The sequence below is a fragment of the Pedobacter glucosidilyticus genome (assembly GCF_002483235.1).
GTDB classification, from domain to species: domain Bacteria; phylum Bacteroidota; class Bacteroidia; order Sphingobacteriales; family Sphingobacteriaceae; genus Pseudopedobacter; species Pseudopedobacter glucosidilyticum_B.
This window is the reverse complement of the sequence record NZ_DLHN01000022.1, coordinates 151294-173096: the sequence shown is the minus strand read 5'-3', so window position 1 is coordinate 173096 and position 21803 is coordinate 151294. Positions and strand designations below refer to the sequence as shown.

General features: G+C 33.2%; 23 protein-coding genes. 9 read left to right on the top strand and 14 right to left on the bottom strand.

All coding sequences use genetic code 11. The features are described 5' to 3' along the window. Positions 1-49 precede the first annotated feature (49 nt). The 4 genes from trpC to B2745_RS08800 all read right to left on the bottom strand — a co-directional run bounded on the left by trpC (position 50) and on the right by B2745_RS08800 (position 3480). Positions 50-832, bottom strand: a complete 783-nt coding sequence (trpC, locus tag B2745_RS08815; RefSeq protein ID WP_304065468.1) for an indole-3-glycerol phosphate synthase TrpC — start codon at positions 830-832, stop codon at positions 50-52. An 8-nt stretch (positions 833-840) separates the two neighbouring features. After that, on the bottom strand, positions 841-1404 hold the full coding sequence (locus tag B2745_RS08810) for an anthranilate synthase component II (RefSeq protein WP_304065467.1): 564 nt from the start codon (positions 1402-1404) through the stop codon (positions 841-843). A gap of 3 nt (positions 1405-1407) precedes the next feature. Beyond that, positions 1408-2820, bottom strand: a complete 1413-nt coding sequence (locus B2745_RS08805; protein ID WP_304065465.1) for an anthranilate synthase component I family protein — start codon at positions 2818-2820, stop codon at positions 1408-1410. A gap of 231 nt (positions 2821-3051) precedes the next feature. Continuing rightward, complete coding sequence (locus B2745_RS08800) at positions 3052-3480, bottom strand: hypothetical protein (protein ID WP_039452318.1); 429 nt, start codon at positions 3478-3480, stop codon at positions 3052-3054. 102 nt (positions 3481-3582) lie between these two features. On the opposite strand from B2745_RS08800, the gene B2745_RS08795 reads away from it, so the two are divergent. Genes B2745_RS08795 through B2745_RS08785 form a run of 3 tightly spaced genes read left to right on the top strand, consistent with a single transcriptional unit; the run spans position 3583 to position 5621 of the window. Continuing rightward, positions 3583-4128 (top strand): NUDIX hydrolase, encoded by a 546-nt coding sequence (locus tag B2745_RS08795; protein WP_304065463.1) that lies wholly within the window; start codon positions 3583-3585, stop codon positions 4126-4128. Then, the gene (locus tag B2745_RS08790; RefSeq protein WP_304065461.1) at positions 4128-4829 is read left to right on the top strand and encodes a family 16 glycosylhydrolase; all 702 of its coding nucleotides are present in this window, start codon (positions 4128-4130) and stop codon (positions 4827-4829) included. The genes B2745_RS08795 and B2745_RS08790 overlap by 1 nt, the downstream gene beginning before the upstream one ends. Positions 4830-4883: 54 nt before the next feature. After that, positions 4884-5621, top strand: a complete 738-nt coding sequence (locus tag B2745_RS08785; RefSeq protein WP_304065459.1) for a lysophospholipid acyltransferase family protein — start codon at positions 4884-4886, stop codon at positions 5619-5621. Between the two features lie 318 nt (positions 5622-5939). Here the strand turns inward: B2745_RS08785 and B2745_RS08780 are convergent, their stop codons facing one another. From B2745_RS08780 to B2745_RS08750, 7 genes are all read right to left on the bottom strand, one after another. Further along, positions 5940-6536, bottom strand: coding sequence for a 5-formyltetrahydrofolate cyclo-ligase (locus B2745_RS08780; RefSeq protein ID WP_304065458.1), 597 nt, complete (start codon positions 6534-6536; stop codon positions 5940-5942). Positions 6537-6632: 96 nt separating this feature from the next. Beyond that, a complete protein-coding gene (efp, locus tag B2745_RS08775) occupies positions 6633-7196 on the bottom strand; it encodes an elongation factor P (RefSeq protein ID WP_304065455.1) in 564 nt (187 codons plus the stop codon). Between the two features lie 84 nt (positions 7197-7280). Next, positions 7281-7904, bottom strand: coding sequence for an ABC transporter ATP-binding protein (locus tag B2745_RS08770; RefSeq protein WP_304065453.1), 624 nt, complete (start codon positions 7902-7904; stop codon positions 7281-7283). A 10-nt stretch (positions 7905-7914) separates the two neighbouring features. Continuing rightward, positions 7915-8697, bottom strand: coding sequence for an acyl-ACP--UDP-N-acetylglucosamine O-acyltransferase (lpxA, locus tag B2745_RS08765; RefSeq protein ID WP_026902857.1), 783 nt, complete (start codon positions 8695-8697; stop codon positions 7915-7917). Beyond that, positions 8694-10106, bottom strand: coding sequence for a bifunctional UDP-3-O-[3-hydroxymyristoyl] N-acetylglucosamine deacetylase/3-hydroxyacyl-ACP dehydratase (locus tag B2745_RS08760; RefSeq protein WP_304065450.1), 1413 nt, complete (start codon positions 10104-10106; stop codon positions 8694-8696). The genes lpxA and B2745_RS08760 overlap by 4 nt, the downstream gene beginning before the upstream one ends. Before the next feature lie 9 nt (positions 10107-10115). Further along, positions 10116-11165, bottom strand: coding sequence for a UDP-3-O-(3-hydroxymyristoyl)glucosamine N-acyltransferase (gene lpxD, locus B2745_RS08755; RefSeq protein ID WP_304065447.1), 1050 nt, complete (start codon positions 11163-11165; stop codon positions 10116-10118). Positions 11166-11229: 64 nt separating this feature from the next. Next, the gene (locus tag B2745_RS08750; RefSeq protein ID WP_304065444.1) at positions 11230-12450 is read right to left on the bottom strand and encodes an HD domain-containing protein; all 1221 of its coding nucleotides are present in this window, start codon (positions 12448-12450) and stop codon (positions 11230-11232) included. A gap of 108 nt (positions 12451-12558) precedes the next feature. Here B2745_RS08750 and B2745_RS08745 point away from each other — a divergent pair, with 108 nt between their 5' ends. The 4 genes from B2745_RS08745 to B2745_RS08730 are packed head-to-tail and all read left to right on the top strand — an operon-like array spanning position 12559 to position 16770. Continuing rightward, positions 12559-14112 carry a PglZ domain-containing protein gene (locus tag B2745_RS08745; RefSeq protein WP_304065442.1) on the top strand — a complete coding sequence of 518 codons (1554 nt, stop codon included), beginning with the start codon at positions 12559-12561 and terminating at the stop codon, positions 14110-14112. A gap of 21 nt (positions 14113-14133) precedes the next feature. Further along, positions 14134-14553, top strand: coding sequence for a tRNA (adenosine(37)-N6)-threonylcarbamoyltransferase complex ATPase subunit type 1 TsaE (gene tsaE, locus B2745_RS08740; RefSeq protein WP_026902862.1), 420 nt, complete (start codon positions 14134-14136; stop codon positions 14551-14553). Position 14554: 1 nt separating this feature from the next. Then, positions 14555-15781 (top strand): alanine dehydrogenase, encoded by a 1227-nt coding sequence (locus B2745_RS08735; protein ID WP_026902863.1) that lies wholly within the window; start codon positions 14555-14557, stop codon positions 15779-15781. Positions 15782-15822: 41 nt separating this feature from the next. Further along, complete coding sequence (locus tag B2745_RS08730) at positions 15823-16770, top strand: YihY/virulence factor BrkB family protein (RefSeq protein WP_026902864.1); 948 nt, start codon at positions 15823-15825, stop codon at positions 16768-16770. On the opposite strand, the gene B2745_RS08725 is transcribed toward B2745_RS08730, so the two are convergent. Further along, entirely contained in the window at positions 16767-17255 is a 489-nt protein-coding gene (locus B2745_RS08725) for a SixA phosphatase family protein (RefSeq protein ID WP_304065438.1), read from the bottom strand. The genes B2745_RS08730 and B2745_RS08725 overlap by 4 nt on opposite strands. 37 nt (positions 17256-17292) lie before the next feature. Beyond that, positions 17293-18621 carry a D-alanyl-D-alanine carboxypeptidase gene (locus B2745_RS08720; RefSeq protein WP_304065435.1) on the bottom strand — a complete coding sequence of 443 codons (1329 nt, stop codon included), beginning with the start codon at positions 18619-18621 and terminating at the stop codon, positions 17293-17295. Positions 18622-18714: 93 nt separating this feature from the next. Here B2745_RS08720 and B2745_RS08715 point away from each other — a divergent pair, with 93 nt between their 5' ends. Continuing rightward, complete coding sequence (locus B2745_RS08715) at positions 18715-19953, top strand: aspartyl protease family protein (RefSeq protein WP_304065433.1); 1239 nt, start codon at positions 18715-18717, stop codon at positions 19951-19953. Here the strand turns inward: B2745_RS08715 and B2745_RS08710 are convergent. Then, positions 19950-21071, bottom strand: a complete 1122-nt coding sequence (locus B2745_RS08710; protein ID WP_304065430.1) for a sensor histidine kinase — start codon at positions 21069-21071, stop codon at positions 19950-19952. The genes B2745_RS08715 and B2745_RS08710 overlap by 4 nt on opposite strands. 197 nt (positions 21072-21268) lie before the next feature. On the opposite strand from B2745_RS08710, the gene B2745_RS08705 reads away from it, so the two are divergent. After that, entirely contained in the window at positions 21269-21703 is a 435-nt protein-coding gene (locus tag B2745_RS08705) for a nuclear transport factor 2 family protein (RefSeq protein ID WP_304065428.1), read from the top strand. Positions 21704-21803 lie beyond the last annotated feature (100 nt).

The window sequence follows — 21803 nt, the reverse complement described above, 5'->3', positions numbered from 1 at the left end:
GCTTAAATGCTAAAGTATATGACATTTACAACACAAAACGGACCACTAGCTATAGCTGCTGAACAAAATCTTGCATGGCTTTACCCGGGTTAGCAGTTTTCATAAAATTCTCGCCAATTAAAAACCCATTGAAGCCTGCTTTTTTTAATATTTTGATAGTTTCTGGACTGTCAATAGCGCTTTCAGAAACCTTTAAAAATTCTGATGGAATAGTTTGCGCTAATTGTAATGAGGTATCTATAGAAACTGTAAAATCTTTTAAATTTCTATTGTTTACCCCAACAACATCTATATATGGGTTTAAGCTAAAATCAAGTTCTTCTTGGCTGTGTACTTCTAACAGCGTACTTAAACCTAAAGATTTAGCCAACTTTGCAAAAGCAGTTAACTCTTCTTTGGTTAAACAAGCCGCTATCAGCAAAATAATATCGGCACCAATAGCTTTGGCTTCAATAATCTGATATTCATCTACCATGAAATCTTTACGCAAAATGGGGATGTTATTTACCGCTCTTGCAGCCCTTAAATCATCCTCATGCCCCATAAAAAAATCATGATCTGTTAACACCGATAAAGCCGATGCACCTGCCTGATTATAACCAGTAGTAACTTCTTCTACCGTAACTTTATCATTGATAATCCCTTTAGATGGTGATTTCCTTTTAAACTCGGCAATAATACCTGTACGCTCTGGATGCGTTAAGAAATCTTTTAAGCTATAAGTTTCACGTGAAAAAGCAGCTTGTTTTTCTAAATCGGCAATGCTAGTTTTAGCTTTACAAGCAGCAACTTCTTCTTTTTTGCGTAAAACAATTTTATCTAAAATATTCATGTAAGCTATTAATGAGATAACCAATTATTAATCATTTCTTTTCCATACTCGGTTAAAACCGATTCTGGATGAAACTGAACCCCTCTAACATCTAAATTTTTATGTTTAAGCGCCATCGCAACACCATGCTCATCTACCGCTGTAATTTCTAAATCGGCAGGTAAATTTTCTGATTTTACTGCCCAAGAATGGTATCTACCAACTTTAAACTGTTTTGGCAAGCCCTCAAAAGTGCTGTCTTCTGCAGTTACTTGAATTTTTGTTGCCGTACCATGCACCGGTCTACTCAAGTTGTACAACTCGCCACCAAAAACCTCGGCTATAGCCTGCTGACCTAAACAAACACCCATGATACTTTTTTTGGCTGCATAATTTTTGATAACCTCTAAAAGCAAACCAGCCTCTGATGGTATGCCAGGCCCTGGCGATAATAAAATTTTATCAAACTGTTCTACATCTTCCAATTTAAACTTATCGTTTCTCCAAACCGTTGCATCATGCCCCAATTCATGAAGCAAATGCACCAAATTATAGGTAAACGAGTCGTAATTATCAATAACAAGAATCTTCATAACTTAAATTTCTTTAGCCATAAAAATGGCTTTTCTTAACGCTGCAATTTTATTGTTAACTTCATTCAACTCACTCTCTGCATCAGAATCTGCAACAATGCCTGCACCTGCCTGATAGTGTAATTGTTTGTCTTTACTTAAGAAAGACCTAATCATGATGGCGTGGTTGAAATCTCCATTGAAACCTAAGAAACCAATGGCTCCGCTATAAAAACTACGTTTTATATTTTCATTTTCATCGATGATTTCTATGGCCCTGTATTTAGGTGCGCCACTAAGCGTACCAGCTGGGAAAGTATCAGCTACAATTTTGAAAGAATTAACACCTTCCTTTAAAGTTCCGCTAACTTTAGAAACCAAGTGAATTAAATGCGAATAAAATTGAGCCTCTTTATAGGCCTTAACCTCTACATTTTCGCAATGTCTGCTTAAATCATTACGGGCCAAATCTACCAGCATCACATGCTCCGCAGACTCTTTAGGGTCGTTCATGAGTTTCTCTGCAATGGCTTTATCTTCCACATCATTACCAGATCTTTTAAAAGTTCCGGCAATTGGAAAAATACTTGCTACACGGTTTTTAATGGTTAATTGTGCTTCTGGCGATGAACCAAAAATTTTAAAACTTCCGTAATCAAAATAGAAGAGGTAAGGAGACGGGTTAATAGATCTTAAAGCTCTGTAAACGTTAAATTCATCGCCCCTAAATGGTGTTTGAAAAGCTCTTGAAGGTACAATTTGAAAAACATCACCTCTGTAGATGTGCTTTTTCATTTTTTCTACCAAAGCTTTAAACTCTTCATCTTTTAGGTTTGATGTTTCCTCGCCATCCACGTAAAACTTATACTCTGGGAAGTTTTTATTTTTAATGAGATATTCTATTTTTTCTAAACCAGTACTTTCTTTATCAAAATCTGTTTCGTTTTTGATGATATAAAGCTCGTTTTTAAAGTGGTCTATAGCAATAATATACCTGTAAACATGGTATTGCATGGTAGGGATAGAACGGTCTTTTCTAGTATCAGCTTTAAGCTGGATATCTTCAAAATAAGTAACCGCTTCATGCGTAAAATAGCCAAATAAACCATCGGTAATAAACTTTAAGCTAGCATCTGCATTGCTTTCAAAGCTATTTCTAAATGCACTAACCTCATCAACCAAATTAAATGTTCCTTTTTCTTTTCTGATGAATTTATCATCTGGAAAAGTTACTGTAAAAACATCATTTTCTAGTTTGATACCTGCTATAGGGTCGCAACAAACGTAGCTCATGCTATTTTCTTTGCTATGGTAATCAGAGCTCTCTAGCAGTAAGGTGTTTGGGAAAACATCTCTTAGCCTTAAGTAGATACTAACAGGCGTTGTAGTATCTGCCAGTAGTTTATGATGAACAATGTTGATTTTATATTTTTCCATTTTTATGCTTTTACCTGATGAAACAAAAAAACCCGACAGTTTAGCGTCAGGTTTTGATATTTGTTTAGGTTTGGGTTGAAATTCAATTTTTCTTCAAATACAATAACCGATGCTACATATTACTGTACCACCACCACTTTAAAGTATTTGTTTTTATAATCATTGCGCAGCAAAAATATAAAGAAATTTGAATTACAAAATTTTTTCTTCAAAAAACTGATTTACCCAAACTTACATATTCCACCAAGGGTTTCTATCTTTCATGGTAAAGATAGCCGCTAAAATAATCAGCAAGGCAATAGAGTAGAAAACTCCAATAGCTTTATGTTTTGCTTTAGCCTCAACAGCTTTTTTAGATTTAGAGTGCCCAACGGTAATTAAAACAATAGCAATAATCATCATGCTGATGTGTTCTACATTCCAGTATCTGGTAACAGGATTACTCATTTGAGAGAAATCTACGCTTGGGCTCATGAAATACAATACCAAACCTAAAACCAATTGTATGTGTGCCGATATCAAAGTAAATAAATTGATTTTTCTATTTCCCTCTGTATAAGGCTTGCTGCCTGCTGTTAAAGATTGAACAATGGCAACTAAAATTAAAATTAAGACAACGTATCTTAATAAAGAGTGGGTGTGTACTAATCCGGTATACATATTTAAATTTTTAACTACCAAATATAAGAGAATAAACCTGTTAATTGTTTTTAAATTTACTGCTAAAATAAAATCAGCTACCTTTACAAATAAGACATTTTTATGGAAGAAAATCCTTGGCAAATATTAGAGAGCAAAGCTATTTACGATAATCCTTGGATTGAGATTACCGAGCATCAGGTGATAAACCCAACTGGTGGAAAAGGCATTTATGGCGAGGTCCATTTTAAAAATTATGCTATAGGCATTATTGCTTTAGATGAGGATGATCAAATATGGTTGGTAGGCCAATACAGGTTTCCGTTAAAAGCTTACAGTTGGGAAATACCAGAAGGTGGCGGACCATTAAATACCAACCCTTTAACATCAGCAAAAAGAGAATTGCTAGAAGAAACTGGTTTGGTTGCACAACACTGGGAAGAACTTTTACGCATGCATCTTTCTAATTCTGTTTCTGATGAATTGGCTATTATTTATTTAGCTCGAGATTTTGAACAGTTTGAAGCCCAACCTGAGGAAACAGAAGAACTTTTAGTAAAAAAAATACCTTTTGAAGAGGCTTACCAAATGGTTTTACGTGGCGAGATTACAGATTCTATGAGTGTTGCAGCCATTTTAAGACTAAAATTGATTAAAGCCAAATTGTAATGCAAAACCTGTTTCTTTTGTGTTTATGTATGATGTTATGCTCTTGCAGCTTACAAAAAAGCAGTCAGCGTGTACTTTTAAAAGAAGATTTTTCAAATCTGGATACTAACAAAATCTGGCTAATTAAAAGCCATACTTTCGCTAATAATTTAGCTGTTTTTAATCCGGATAATATCCAAAATAAAAATCTTTTAGAGCTAAAGCTTAACCAGACAGATAGTAGTAAAACATCATCTAAAAGCTACGAAGGAGCAGAAATTAGAACTCGTCGTAAATATAAATACGGTGATTTTAAAGTTCTATTAAAAGCGCCAAAAGGTAGTGGTATCGTATCTGGCTTTTTTTTGTACTTTCCGCATAGCTCAAAATTTAAAGAGATAGATTTTGAATTTCTAGGTAAAGATACCTGTAAAGTTTACCTCAACCATTGGACAAATAAACAAGATAATGGTAAAAACGTAGATATTCCTTTTGCTTTCCAGAATGGATTTCATGAATACCATTTAGAATGGAGAAAAAATTTTATTGCCTGGTATGTAGATGGAAAAGAGCTTTATAGAACTCAGAATTTTATCCCAAAAAGAAGTATGCACCTAGTTTTTAACATTTGGATAAGCAAGCATGAAAGCTGGGTGGGTAAGTTAGACGAAAACGCTTTACCAGCTATTTTCCAAATAAAACAGGTGGAAATAAGTAAATAAAGCGTTCTTCTTAATTTAAATTAATCCTCTAAATTTGATTTTTGATAAAATAAGATGAATAAATTATTTGGCTATTTGCTAAGCCCTATCCATTACTTTGTTTTTTTCTTAGCACTAGTAATTTTTCAACCTATACAATGGTTAAGTTTAAAATTGGGTGGTTATGGTGCTCACAAAAAATCTGTTGATATTTTAAATTTCTTTTTAGTGAGCTCATATTATTTGTTGGGAATAAGAGTGAGTTTTTATAACCCTCAAAATCTACCTACAAACAGGCCCATTATTTTTGTAGCCAACCATCAAAGTATGTATGATATACCTCCTTTAATTTGGTTTTTAAGAAAGTATCATGCAAAGTTTATCTCTAAAATAGAACTCACTAAAGGCATTCCTTCTATATCATTTAACTTAAAATATGGTGGGGGCGCCAATATAGATAGGAAAGACTCTAAACAATCTATCATTGAAATAGCCAGACTTGGCGAAAGGATGAAAAAAAATACTTGGGGAGCAGTAATTTTTCCGGAAGGCACCAGAAGTAAAAACGGAAAAATGAAAGATTTCCAAATTGGCGGTATAGCCACACTTTTAAAAAAAGCACCTGATGCTTTAATTGTACCTATTGCTATAGAAAACTCCTGGAAACTTGTACAACATGGCTCTTTTCCTTTAAATGCGTTTGAGCACCTAAAATTTACAGTTCTTAACCCTATAGAACCTAAAGAAGCGCCTCTTGAAGAAATTATACTTAAAGCACAAGAAGTTATTAAACAGATTGTTGAGAAAAAATAATTTTTAAAAGGGTTTTAAACGAAAAAAGTCTTCAAACGGGGAGAATGAAGACCTTTATACTAACCAATTATAAACCTGTTACAAATATAGGTTTATTATCATTATCTCAAACAACGTTAACATTATTTAACATTTTGATAATACAGTAATAATAATGTTGCATAAATAAAAAAGCCCTCGTCCGGTTGGAGAGGGCAAATAGGCTATAGTTGGATAGTTTAATATTTAAATATACGTATTTTTATAAAAGTTGCAATATTTTATGAAAAAAAGTTACAAAAATTATGAAATTATCATTTTAAATTTTTTAAAAAGTATTTACTTTCTCGCTTTATTGCTAAAGAAATAATGCCTTTCTGGCGTAATACATTGGTTTAAGCGAATATCAAACTCATCTGCTACGAGGTTTTCTTTTAATGGTGGAAATAAAGATAGTCCTATTTTTAAAGCATCCTTTTTACAGGTACTTAAAAATCTGTCATAAAAACCTCCGCCATAGCCAATTCTATTTCCATCTTCATCAAAAGCTAAAAGCGGAACAAAAATAACATCTATTAAATCACTTGGAATAATATGACCATAAACAGGTTCTGGTATATGGTACTCGTTTTTACGCAAAACTGTTTGATAATGATCAAAAACTACGTTTTCTAATTTAGACTCTTTAAAATTAGTTCTCGGAACAACGATTTTAAGATGGGGGTATTGATGCTTAAAAAAGGAAAGTATCTCAAAAGTATCAACCTCGTTATTTTCTTTGATAGGGAGGAAGATATGTACATATTGGTAAGTAGCCCAGTTTATGGTTTTAATATGCTCTAAAATTTGATCATTTAAATCCCAAAATTCTGCTTTACTGAGGCTCAAACGCCTTAACCTCATTTGACTTCGAATTTCTTTTTTCAAATTCTGCATGGCTATTTAAAGCTCTAATATAAAGATTACAAATAAAAAACGGCCTCTGTTTCAAAGAAACGAGACCGTAATCAACCTAAACCTAAATATGAAATCTTAATTTTTTACTCTTTCTATATAACTTCCTGTTGCAGTATCAACCTTAACTTTATCACCTTGGTTAATAAATAAAGGCACTCTAATTTCTACTCCGGTTTCAACTGTAGCTAATTTAGTAGCGTTTGTTGATGTATCGCCTTTTACAGCTGGCTCTGTATAAGTAATTTCTAACTCTACCGAATGTGGTGCTTGTGCCATAATAGGCTCTTCGCTTTCAAAAGCGATGATAACATTCATACCTTCTTTTAAGAAACGAGCAGCTTCTCCAAATAAGAATTTAGGAATATTAAATTGCTCATAAGTACGGTTATCCATCACTACAAAGAAATCAGCATCATCATATAAATACTGATAGTCATTGGTTTCAACACGGCAAATTTCAACCTCCTCATCAGTACGGAAACGATACTCAACCAATTTACCGGTTTTTACGTTTCTCATTCTTGCCTGATAAAATGCTCTTAAGTTACCTGGTGTACGATGAATAAATTCTTCAACAGTCACTAAATCACCGTTAAATCTTAAGATATTACCGTTTTTAATTTCTGATGCTTTTGCCATGTTGTAATGCTTATTTTTGGGTGTGCAAAGGTATAATTAAATATTGTATATAGCAACAATAATGCTGTGTTTCTGTTTTAAGCTTTATGATTTGTAATTTGCTAAGTATAAATGGTTTTCAGAGAAAGAATACTCTTGCGGCTGGTTAGAACCTATCAATACTAAACGATTTTGTGAGTATTTTTTAATCATTTCCAGATACCAATTGCTTCCTTGCTCATCTAAATTGGCAGTTGGTTCATCTAAAATTAAAATAGGTGTATCAGATAAAAATGCTAATGCCAATTTTACCCTTTGTTTCATCCCCGAGGAAAAATATTTTACAGCTTTATTTTTATTAGCCGCCATATTTAAGATGGCTATAACCTCATCATCAGATTGATGTAAGAACCGCTTTTTGAAAGAGAAATGGAATTTTATAATTTCTTGTAGGGTGAAATCTTCTATCAATTCTAAATAGGGTGCTGCTATACTGATATGCTCGAAAATATTTTCTACCTCTATCGGTTTTCCTTCACTATCTTTATAACTAATGATGCCAGCACTAGGAGCTAAAGATCCAGAAATAATTTGCAATAAAGTTGATTTTCCAGAACCATTAATTCCCAAAAAAGCATAGGCATTACCAGAGGAAAAGGTATAGTTGATTTCTTTAAAAATCCACTCGCGGTTAAAGCGCCTGCTTACTTGGTTAAGAATAATCTCCATGAAAGAGATTTTAAGAATTTCCGAAGCCTTTCATGACCCCTCTATTAGAGTTTCTGATGAAATTTATAATCTCATCACGCTCTTCTGTTGGTTTGAAATCAGCTTCAATAATGTCTAAAGCTTTGGTTACATTGTTATGCTTAACAAAAAGTACGCGATAAATTTCTTGTATTTCGTTAATTTTTTCTGATGTAAATCCTCTTCTTCTTAAGCCAACGGAGTTTATACCTGTATAAGAAAGTGGTTCGCGAGCAACTTTTACGTACGGCGGTATATCCTTACGTACCAAAGAGCCGCCAGTAACAAAAGCATGAGAACCAACTTTACAGAATTGATGTATAGCTACCATGCCAGCAAGCACTACATTATCACCAATGGTGATATGCCCAGCAAGGGTTGTATTATTAGAGAAAATACAATTATCTCCAACTTCACAATCATGCGCTACGTGGCAATAAGCCATTAATAAGCAGTTTTTACCTACTTTTGTTTCCCATTTATCATTAGTGCCGCGGTTAATGGTAACATATTCTCTTATGGTGGTATTATCACCTATAATGGCTAGGGTTTCTTCGCCAGCATATTTTAAATCTTGCGGAATAGCAGAAATAACGGCACCGGGAAAGATTTTACAATTCTTACCAATTCTAGCACCATCCATAATGGTAACATTAGAACCTATCCAGGTTCCCTCGCCAATTTCTACGTCTTTGTGTATAACCGCAAAAGGGTCTATAACTACACTGTTAGCAATTTTTGCTTGTGGGTGTATGTAAGCTAATGGTTGTATCATGAAGCTGTATTGGTTTCTCTAACTTTACTAATTTGCGCCATCATTTCGGCTTCTACCACAACGGTTTCACCTACCATACCAATACCTTTCATTTGTGCAATGCCTCTTCTAATAGGTTCCATTAAATCACATCTAAAAACTATGGTGTCTCCTGGTAAAACTTGTGCTCTAAATCTCACTTTATCTATTTTTAAGAAATAGGTAAGGTAATTTTGGGGGTCTTCTACTGTACTTAATACTAAGATACCTCCTGTTTGCGCCATGGCTTCAATTTGAACTACTCCAGGTAAAACAGGTGCACCTGGGAAGTGTCCTTTAAAGAACTCTTCATTCATGGTAACATTTTTTACCCCCACAACATAAGTTTTGGTAAGTTCTAATATCTTATCGATGAATAAAAACGGTTGTCTGTGTGGCAAAATCTCCATGATTTTGGTAATATCATAAAGCGGTTTTGCTTGTGGATCATACACATGTTGCGCTTTTTTCTTTTTTTCTTTTTTGATGGCTGCTTTTATCTTCTTTGCAAAAGCTACGTTTGCAGCATGGCCCGGACGAGCAGCCATAATATGCCCTTTGATAGGTGTACCTATTAAAGCTAAATCGCCTATCATATCTAATAGTTTATGTCGGGCAGGCTCGTTTTGGTAACGTAATTCTATATTGTTTAGAATCCCTTCTCTGGCTACTTTTATCTCATCACGATTAAAAGCTGCTGCTAATTCTTTAAGCTCGTTATCTTCTATTTCGTGGTCTACAATAACAATTGCATTGTTAATATCACCACCCTTAATAAGGTTATGCTTTAAAAGCATTTTAAGCTCGTGTAAAAAAACAAAAGTTCTGCAAGAAGCAATCTCATCATTAAACTCGCCTATACTTGAAATGGTTGCGTGTTGACTGCCTAATACCGGAGAGTTATAATCTACCATACAGGTAAATCTATAATCATCCAAAGGCATAGCCACCATTTCTACTTTTCTATCATCCTCAGAATAATGGATGTTATGAGGAATATGGTAATACTCTCTATCTGCGTCTTGCTCTACAAAACCTACCGATTCTAATGCTTTTACAAATGCTATAGAACTACCATCTAAGATAGGAACTTCTATCCCATCTAGTTCTATCATCACATTATCTACATCACAACCCACTAAAGACGCTAAAACATGTTCTGTAGTGCTTACGCTGGCTCCGTTTTGTGATAGTGTGGTGCTTCTTGCTGTATCAGTAACATTATCAACATCTGCATCTATGATAGGTTGGCCGGGTAAATCAACTCTTTTAAATTTGTATCCATGATTTTCAGGAGCTGGTTTAAAAGTTAAGGTAACTTTTGCACCAGTATGTAATCCTACTCCGCTTACGCTAATATCTGATTTAATAGTTCTTTGCCTAAGATTCATACTGTAGTGTTATTTATTAATGGTATTATCCTGAAGTTCTTTAAGCATACGCTGTAAATCTTCAATTTTTTTCTCCATTTCTGGGAGCCTTTGGATAATTACCTGAGACCGCATATAATTTTGATAGGTGGTTGCTGGCGCACCTCCCCATTTTTTATTCTCTTCTTCTATGGATTTATTGATACCTGATTTTGCTTGTATTTGTGTACCCTTAGCTAAGCTGATATGCCCTACAACACCCACTTGCCCACCAATAATACAGTTTTCGCCAACTTTGGTACTGCCAGAAACTCCCGTTTGCGAAGCAATTACGGTGTTTGAACCTATTTCTGCATTATGTGCAATTTGTATAAGGTTATCTAATTTAACACCTTTACGGATGATGGTAGAACCCATGGTTGCCCTATCTATACAAGTATTGGCACCAACTTCTACCCAATCTTCAATAATAACATTACCAATTTGACTTATTTTATGGTAAGAACCATCTGCTTGTGGAGCAAAACCAAAGCCATCACTGCCTATTACGGCATTACTATGGATGATAACATTATTTCCTATGATACAATCGTGGTAAACTTTTACCCCAGAAAATAAAGTAGAAAAAGTACCTACTTCTACATTATCTCCTAAAAAGGAATGGGGATAGATTTTTGCGCCATCACCAACTTTTGCATTGGCACCAATATAAGTAAAGGCACCAATAAACACATCTTTCCCAATAACAGCATCTGGGTGAATAAAAGATGGCTCTTCTATACCTACTTTATTTAATTTAAGAGTATTGTATTTCTCTAGTAAAACAGAGAAACTGCTGTAAGCATCATTAACCCTGATAACCGTTGTTTTAACTGGTTGGGTTAACTCTAAATCTTTATTTATAATTACCACAGAAGCTTGGGTAGTATAAAGATGAGATTCATACTTAGGGTTAGCTAAAAAAGAAAGACTACCTTCATTGGCTTCTTCAATTTTTGCTAACTTAAAAACTACTGCTTCTGGATTACCTTCTATGGTTCCATTTAGCAATAAACTAACCTCTTTTGCGGTAAATTGCATTTGGCAAAATTAACTGATAATATGAAATGAACAAATTGTTAGGTTAAAATACAAGCTAACAAAGTTATACTTTTAAATAACAAAGGAAATTTTTTGTAACCACTTTTGATAAGGCCTCTAGGTTAGAATTATCAGAAACCGCCGCTATATCTTCTATAAGCCCACTTTTTAACAAAACTTTTATACTACCATTCCCTATTTTATAAGCCATATTATTGATGGTATCACTAAAAATAAAATACTCAGATTCTTCATCACTGATAGCCAATTTTTCTATTATATGAGCTTTTATGGTAGCAACTCTAGCTTCATCTGGCAAAGCATTATCTATTTCTACTTTATAAAGGTTTCTTTGGATAAGATTTTTACAAAGGGTACTTAAAATAAAATCATCATGATTTTGCCATACTTTCACTGCCGCCATCATATCATGGTCGTCTAATTTTGCGAAGTAAGAAACATGCTCACTATCTTCTGTAAATTCACGGGCTAGTATGTCATGATATAAAAAATGACTTAAAGCTGGTGTTGCAAAAAGGTTTACATTTGCCTTAGCCAATGCTCTTGCTCTTTTTAAAATTTTAACCAATAATTGCTCTGCTGCAACCACCGTTTTATGTAAGTAAACCTGCCAATACATCAGCCTACGGGCTATTAAAAACTTCTCTATAGAATAAATACCCTTTTCTTCTACCACTAAATACCCATCCTTTACATTCAAAAGCTTTATGATACGGTCTGAGCTTACCATACCCTCAGTTACGCCACTAAAAAAACTATCGCGGTTTAAATAATCTAAACGGTCTAAATCTAATTGTCCTGAAATAAGTTGTGATAAAAATTTTTTAGGATAACTATTATTGAAAATAGCTAAAGCCATATCCAACTTACCATGAAACTCTTGGTTTAAACGAGACATAAATAAGCGGCTTATGCGCTCGTGAGAAACATTTGGGACCAAAGAATGCTCTAAAGCGTGTGAGAAAGGTCCATGGCCAATATCATGAAGTAAAATTGCTATACAAGCAGCTTCTGCTTCTTCTGGTGTAATATCATGCCCTTTAGTTTGTAAATGCTCTACTGCCAATTGCATTAAGTGCATAGCCCCTAAAGCATGGTGAAAGCGTGTATGTAAAGCTCCTGGATATACCAAATGTGTCATCCCTAATTGCTTGATATATCTCAGGCGCTGAAAATAAGGATGCGCTATCAAATCAAAAATTAAATCTGTTTTGATGCTGATAAAACCGTAAACCGGATCGTTGATAATTTTATTCTTATTCAAAGGAAATTATATAAGGCACAAATTTTGTTATTTTTATTGATGCTGTATGCATTAATATACAATATTTACAGCATTTTTATATTTTAACTGATAATAGAAAATAAAGATATGCAAACAGCCAATATTTTATGGGCAGATGATGAAATAGATCTTTTAAAACCACACATTTTATTTCTTAACGAAAAAGGATACCATATTGATACTGCAACCAACGGAAATGACGCTTTAGAAATTTTTAAATCAAAAGATTTTGATTTGGTTTTTTTAGATGAGAATATGCCTGGTTTAACTGGCTTAGAGACTTTAACCTCTATTAAAAGTATTAATCCAGATATTCCGGTAGTGATGATTACCAAAAGCGAAGAAGAATACTTGATGGAAGACGCCATTGGTGCAACCATAGATGATTATTTAATCAAGCCTGTAAATCCTAAACAAATACTATTAACTATTAAAAAGTTGATTGATAATAAGCGTTTGATTAGCGAAAAAACATCTATGGCTTACCAACAAGATTTTAGAACACTTGGTATGACCTTGAATGATAATTTAAACTATCAGGAGTGGATTGATGTATACAAAAAAATACTGTTTTGGGAGCTTAAACTAGAAAAATTAGAAGATGCCGGTATGCATGAAATTTTAACCATGCAAAAGGCAGAAGCAAACGCCCAGTTTTGCAAGTTTGTGGAAAAAAATTATGCTACATGGATAAATGACCAAGATAACGGACCAACATTTTCACACCAATTATTTAAGAAAAAAGTTTTTCCGGCTTTAAACGAGCATATTCCAACCTTCTTTATTGTGATAGATAACCTGCGTTATGATCAATGGAAAGTTATCAATCCTTTAATTACTGAGTATTTTAGGTTAGAAGAAGAAGATAGCTATTTCAGTATCCTGCCAACAGCAACACAATATGCCAGAAATGCCATTTTTTCTGGACTTTTACCGCTAGATATGGAAAAACGTTTTCCAAACTTATGGCAAAATGATGAAGATGAAGGTGGTAAAAATCTACATGAAGAAGAGTTTTTACAAGACCAAATTAAACGCTTACTCCGTAAAGATATTAAATTCTCTTACCATAAAATATTAAATCAAGACCAAGGAAAAGACTTAAACGATTCTTTGTCTAACCTGCTGGATAATGATTTAAACGCCATTGTTTACAATTTTGTGGATATGCTATCGCATGCCAGAACAGATATGCAAATGATTAAAGAATTGGCTAATGATGATGCTGCTTACCGCTCTTTAACATTAAGCTGGTTTGAGCACTCGCCATTATTAGACCTTTTGAAAAAACTTTCGCAGAAGAAAGTGAAAGTAATGATTACCACTGACCATGGTACCATAAGGGTAAAACATCCCAGCAAAGTTATTGGCGATAGAAATACCAATACCAACTTACGCTACAAACAAGGCAAAAACTTAAACTATAACAGCAAAGAAGTGTATCATGTAAAAAACCCGCATGAGATACAGTTACCAAAATTGCATGTAAGTTCTAGCTTTATTTTCGCTAAAGAAGACAGTTATTTTGTATATCAAAACAATTATAACCAATTTGTTAACTTTTATAATGAAACGTTCCAACACGGTGGCATTTCTTTAGAAGAAATGATAATTCCGTTTGTAACATATAAGAATAAATAAATTATCGCTTATTTTTACGATATGCAAATAAGCGTTAAGAGTTTATCAGAACTTACAGAAGCAGCAAAACAAATTATAGAAGCTGCAGGCGAAGAGAAAATTTTTACTTTTTATGGGGATATGGGAGCCGGTAAAACAACTTTGATAAACCATTTATGCAAGCATTTGGGCGTAGTAGAACATACTTCTAGCCCTACTTTTTCTATTGTAAACGAGTATAAAGGAAGCCATAATACCATTTATCATTTTGATTTTTATCGTATTAAAAATGAAAGTGAAGCTTTTGATTTAGGTTATGAAGACTACTTTTACTCTGGACAATATTGCATGATAGAATGGCCAGAAAAAATAGCCGATTTAATTCCGTACCATCACGTAAGAATTAAAATTTATCCTGTTACAGAAACAGAAAGATTAATAGATATCCAGAAAATCTCCTGATATGAGTTCAACCCTGATGAGCGGTTTTTCTGAAGTGGCCAAACAGGCCCTTTACCAGCCTCAAGAGGCTATGGCCGAAATTAAAAGTAAAAAAAACCAACTCTTTATTGGTATTCCTAAAGAAACCTCTTTCCAAGAAAACAGGATAGCTTTAACGCCATTATCAGTAGCCCTACTGGTTAATAATGGTCATAAAGTAGTTATTGAAGCTGGTGCCGGTTTGGCCGCAAATTTTTCTGATAAAGATTATTGCGAACAAGGTGCCCATATTGTTTATGATACCAAAGAGGTTTACCGGGCAGATATTATTTTAAAAATTGCACCACCAACAAAAAGCGATATCGAAATGATGAAGCATTCGCAGATTATTTTTTCTGCATTGCAAATGGCTACCATCAACAAAGAAGATATACAGGCTTTAATGGCAAAAAAAATTACAGCTTTAGCTTTTGAGTATATCAGAGATGATGGAAATGTTTTAAGCGTAGTGCGAGCTATGAGCGAGATTGTAGGTGCAACCTCTATTTTAATAGCTGCCGAATATCTAAGTAATGTTTATGGTGGCAAAGGTTTAATGCTAGGTGGTGTAACGGGAGTGCCGCCTACAGAAATTGTGATTTTAGGTGCTGGTACCGTTGGCGAATATGCTGCCCGTACCGCTATTGGCTTAGGTGCCGAGGTTAAGGTTTTTGATTCTTCTTTATACCGATTGAGACGACTTCAAAACAATATTGGAAGTAGGGTTTTTACATCCGTTATACAACCTATTGTTTTGGAAAAAGCTATCAGAACTTGTGATGTAGCCATTGGCGCTATTAGAGCATCACATGGCAGAAGCCCATGTATAGTAAGCGAAGAAACAGTAGCTAAAATGAAACCTAATTCTGTTATTATAGACGTAAGTATTGATCAAGGTGGTTGTTTTGAGACATCAGAAGTTACCAATCATAAAAACCCTGTGTTTAGAAAATACGATGTGATACATTATTGTGTGCCTAATATAGCATCAAGAGTAAGTAGAACAGCAACTTATGCACTTACCAACATTTTTACGCCAATTTTAATAGATATTGGAGATTTAGGTGGTATTAATAACCTCATTTGGGAAAAACACGGAATCAGAAATGCTGTGTACATCTTCCAAGGTTCTATGACTAATAAAGATTTAGCAGAGCGTTTTAATTTACCTGTTAAGGATTTAGATTTACTGCTTGTTTCTAATCGATAAAAAAGGGGCTTATTTTTTGTAATCATTTAAAAAAATGATAAATGATGATGAAAATTACTATTAAAGCTAAATTTATTTTTAAAATCATTATCAAAAGTTTTAATGCTTTTATGGCTGATAAAGGCTTAAAACTTAGTGCATCTTTATCTTATTATACCATATTTTCTTTAGGCCCTATGCTGGTTGTTTTACTTTCAGTAGCTGGCTTTTTTTACCAGGAGAAACAGGTTTTACAAGATAAAGTATTTGAAGAAATTCAAGGTTTTATTGGTAACCAGGCCGCTTTACAAGTTCAATCCCTTTTAAAAAATCTTGCCCTTTCAGGAGATAGTTTAGTTGCCATTATTATTGGTGTTATTACCTTACTAATAGGTGCTACCGGTATTTTTATAGAAATACAAGATTCTATCAACCAAATATGGAAAGTAAAAGCTGTACCAAAAAAAGGCTGGCTTAAATTATTAAAAGACAGATTTTTATCGCTATCTATGGTGGGTAGCTTGGGCTTTTTACTCATTGTTTCACTAATTATTAATGGTATGGTGTCTGCTGTAAGTGCCGTTTTAAGTAACCATTTACCACAGGACATTTTATTTTTATTTGATATTGTTAATCTGATGATTACTTTTCTAGTACTTGTTTTCCTGTTTAGCATTATTTATAAAGTTTTGCCAGATGCAGAAATTCCTTGGAGAGGCGTAAGAACAGGAGCTATTTTTACATCCTTACTTTTTATGTTAGGCGAATACTTAATAAGACTTTATATAGGATATACAGCTGTAGGCTCTGTTTATGGTGCGGCTGGTACTTTGGTAGTTATTGCTGTTTGGGTTTACTATTCGGCAGCAATTTTATTTTTTGGTGCCGAGTTTACCAAAGTTTATGCTGAAGAAAAGGGCGAAAGGATAAAACCATCATCACATGCTGTTTATATTAAAATGATAGAGGAAGAACAGCATGTAAAGTACATCCCTAAAGAGGAAAATTAAATACTACTGCTATGATGTACTTTACCAAAATGTTTGATTTGCGATTTTACCTTATCTCCTTTAATTTTTAGTTGGATAATGAAATCGTAATCTTCTTCTTGTAATTCTTTTAAAGATAATTTTGCCCCCAAAGCTTCGGCTATTTTAATAACGGTATTGCTATGGCCAACAATTAATATCCTTTTACCTACCAATTCTTGCTTGACTCTTTTGGTTAAAAAAGCTGTATCATGTGCCTCGTAAAACTCGATACCCAAATCTAAATGTTTAGCTAAAGGTGCTGCAGTTTCTTGGTTTCTTTTATAAGGAGTTGTAAAAATATGCCCGATTTTTTCTTTTGCCAGATAAGTTTTTAAATCTTCTGCTCTTTGTTTACCTAATTGGTTTAAAGATGGGTCTTGATTCTTCCTATCTTGGGTTTGCTTTTCTGCATGTCTAACCAAATAAACTGTAGTGCTATGTTGTGCAAACGCTTGCTGCAACATTAATAAGCAACTTATAAAAAACAAAAACCTTTTCATGTTAGTAGTTTTGATGTATAAAAGTTAAAAGTTGCTCAACATCGGTACGTACGGCTGATACTGGCGCAATAAAATTGTTATTGAGATAAGAGAAAGCGTATTTTTTACCTGATTTGCCTACCAAATACCCAACTAAATTATAATTATTAGATAAACTGCCTGATTTTGCATAAACAAAGCTATTAGAGCTGGTTTTAAACATATTTTTTAACGTTCCGCTTTTGTTACCGGCAGCTAATAAATCAAAAAGTTTATCATTATTTACTTGTTGTCTTAACTTTTCAAGAAGAGTAATGCCAAAGCTTGGGCTTATTAAGTTAAGTCTGGATAGGCCAGAACCATCAACCCAATGATAACTGCTTTTGTCAACATCATTAAAAAGCTCTTGTTGTGCTTTTTGGATGATAAGACTCGCATCCATATTTAGTTGTTGTTGCGCAGCATAATTTAATAGCAGTTGTTCTGCCAAAAAATTATCGCTGTTTTGCAACATTTTTTTATAAACCAAATCTGCTTGGGTATTATAAATGATTTTAGCATTAGCAGACACTGGTCTCCACGGTAAAGTACTTACAGATGATGTGATTAAACCTGTAGCTAACAAAGTATCGGTTAACAAGCTTTCTTTTATATTACTATTAAAGCTGATAGGAATAAGCTGTTTATATCCCAGATTTAATTGCTCTGGAACAAAAATATTATTATTAAACGCGTTTCTTTTGATGCTTTTTAAAGATTTATGAACGCTCTTTTCGCTGTAATAAAGTGAAGCTAAGTCTGGCGACATGCTAAATGTTCCATCGGTATTTTGGCTACATGTAACCATATTTTTATACATCGGGAAGTCGGTAATTTCTGCTTGGTAGCTTTCGTTATAATCATCCCAAAACCACCCTTTACCAAATTTTTCGCCTTTGTAACGGCCACTTACCAGATAAATATTTTTCCCTGAGTTTTTTAGAAAATCAAAAGCCGGTTGATCTTTAAAATCGGGATTAAGGAAAGTAGGGTCGGCCATGGGCCAAATAATTAAAGAATCGCCTTTGATGATATATTGGTAACTTGGTACAGAGTCTGCCATGAAATGCAGTCCGGTATAAAAATTAAGCAATTTAATGGTAGATGCTGCTATAAAAGGTTTATCGGCGTTAAGCTCATAAACAACTTGATTTTTTTCTAAATCTTTTAGTACGAAGCCAATATGATGGTTTTTCTGTGCAAGTAAATCAAATTGATGATCTATTTGTTGTTTAGTAGTGGTTACAGATTTTTTAGCTGTACAAGCTGTTATAAAAGCGTATAGAAAAAAAATATATATAAATCTTATCATATTTTTAAGAAGATTTAGAGATAAAATACATCGCATATTAAAGGCTCAACATCTATTATCATTAGTTTTTAATTACTAAATTGCTTATTACTGATGATATCCATTTTAAACGTAAGGCTTCTAGTAATATTTATACTTGCTTTTTTCTCATTTATCGAGCCAAATTTTGCTGATGAGGCATTTGGTTTCAAAGGTAAAAGAAAAAAGGAACAACTGTTCTTTATTAAAGCTGGGGGCTTAATTGTTGTTAAAACTTATATCAACCAAAAAGGACCATTTAACTTTATATTAGACTCTGGTGTGGGTTTAATGGTGATAACAGATCCTGTTTTAAAAGACTCGCTTCGGCTTAAATCGTTCAGAAAAATAAAAATATCTGGTTTAGGAGAAATAGAAGAGCTATCTGCTTATTTAGTCCCTTCTTTAAAAGTTAATATAGGCAACACAGAGGCTAAAAGTTTAGGCGCAGCAATCCTAGAAAAAGATTTGCTTAATTTATCGCAACATGCTGGTGTGCCCATACATGGTTTAATTGGTTATGATTTTTTTAATAGTTTTATCATTAAAATATATTACCAGGCTAAATATCTAATTATACAACAAAAGACATTTAAGCCTAAGCTTAAAAATGGTTATAAAATACCCATAACCATAGAGCAAAATAAACCTTACTGCCAAGCAAAAGCCCAACTTTTAGATACTATTTACCCTTTAAAATTAATTATTGATAGTGGTGCAGGGCATACATTAGCTTTAGAATCATTAAATGGTTATAGTTTTCCCGTTCCAAATAAGCATTTAAAAACTATTTTAGGAGTAGGTTTAGGCGGCAAAATTAATGGTTCTATTGCTCGTGTAAACATATTTAATTTGGAGGGTTTAATGTTTCAAAACCTGCTTACCTCATTTCCACATTATGATGATGTGGCGGCCAAAATTTTAACTGTACCTCGTAACGGAAGTATTGGTAATAGGTTTTTAAAGCAGTTTAATGTTATTTTTAATTATCATGAAGGCTATATCTATCTCAAGAAAATAAGCAAAAATTTTCCAGATTTAGAGCATGATATGAGCGGAATGGACATTGTTGCCGCTGGCGATGCTTACAACCGTTATATCATTAACAGAATTGATGAAAACTCGCCAGCCTCTGATGCTGAACTTTTGGTAGGCGATGAAATTATTGCTATTAATTTTAAACCCACCAGCATCATGACTTTAGATGAGATTACCGAAGTATTAAGATCTAGAAATGGGCGTGGCGTATTATTAGATGTGGTAAGAGATAAAGAACATCACCGAAAAATAATAGAGCTTAAAAGAAGAATTTAATTGCCTAAGTGTATTTTAAAAGTAGTGCCTTTATTAATCTCGCTATGTACAGTTATTTTTGCACCCATCTCTAAAACATGTGTGTGTACCAAGTATAAACCTATTCCCTTTGCATCAGGGTGGTTATGAAAGGTTTGATGAATTCTAAAAATCTTATCTTTTACTTTATCAGCATCAAACCCAATTCCATTATCCTGAATGATGATTTGTTTTATTTGATTTTCTACTTGCGTATAAATATTTATTAGCGGATAATCATCTGCCTTAGCATATTTTATAGCATTGGTAATAAGGTTTAAAAAAATGCTTTCTAAATAGGTTTTATTAAAATAAACGTTAGAAAAAGCCGAAAAATTTATCTCAACTTTTGCATGTGCTTGATTTAATAAATGTTGTACAGAACCTAATACTTTGGTTAAAACATCATCAAGTATAAGTGTTTCTTTACTAACAAAAAGACCATCTTTTGATTTTAAGTCTTCCACATAATTATCAAAAGTAGTTTTTAATTGATAAGTAGATGATTGTAAGATTTGAACAAATTGTTTGGTTTCTTCATCTGTAATTTTCTCTGTATCCAAAAGTTCAAATAAAGCAATTAAATTATTAATTGGCGAGCGTAAATCATGCGAAGTAGCTCTGGCAAAGTGCTTTAAATCTTGATTAGCTTTAGCAATTTCATTTAATAAAGTATTTTTTTCTTCTTCTAATTTCTTTTTGGTAGTTACATTTTTTGCAATGGCGTAAATGTGGTTTTTATCACTAGCTAAAATAGATGTCCAGGAAAGCCAAATTATTTTTCCGGTTTTGGTAATATACCTATTTTCAAAATTTAATAACCTTTGACCATCTTTTAGCTTATCTCTTTCTGTTTTAGTAATTAATATATCATCCGCATAAATAAAGCTTTGTATAGGATGTTGTAATAACTCTTCTTCTGTAAACTCTAATAAATTAGCCACAGCCGGATTTATTCTTTTGAAATAGCCATCAAAACCGGCAATACAAAGTAAATCTGGTGTGCAATTAAAAAAAGTTTCTAATTGAAGAAATTTCTCAAACTGCTTACGACTAATTTCAACAATACTTTCCTCTAACCGAGCATTTACATCGTCCATTATTAAAAGTGTTAGCTTAAATTTTAATAAATATAATATATAGTAGGTATTTTAAGCAAAAAATTTTAAAAATTATCCTCAGCTATTTTTAACATCAGTGGTTTTAAAAAAAATTTCATTTTAATTGTAACATTCCTCTTTAAGCCACAGTCTTAGAAATATAAAAACTTAAAAATTAACCTTAAAAAAATTAAATCATGAAAACTAAAAACTTTTTAACCGCAATTGTTTGTTTTGTTCTTTTGAGTGTGTCAAGCACTATAATGGCAGATGAGAAAAACATCGATAAAAAAAGCATGAGCTTTAGTATCGGAACTTATATCGAAGTATTAAAATCTGGCTATCATGCAGATTATGCTTCTATAATTGCCTATGACGCTAAATTTAACATCAATAGAAATGGAAATACGGTTACACATTATAAAGCAGATGAGTTAAAATTTAATAACAATAAAAATAATGCTGCTACTCAAAACTGTAAGATTAGTTATAAAATAATTACTGCAAGTGATAACTATGCACTGGTTACGGTAAGTATGCAGTATGAAAATTTTACCAGAGAAAACATTGTTAGCTTATCAAAAATTAAAGACGCTTGGAAAATTACGGAAGTAAATTCTGTATTTAAATAATATCAGTAATAAAAAAGATGTGTGTAAATCCTGGGCTTACAAAAGAGTCTGGGATTTTTTGTTTTTATAATACTTAGATGATGATTATGAATACATTGCG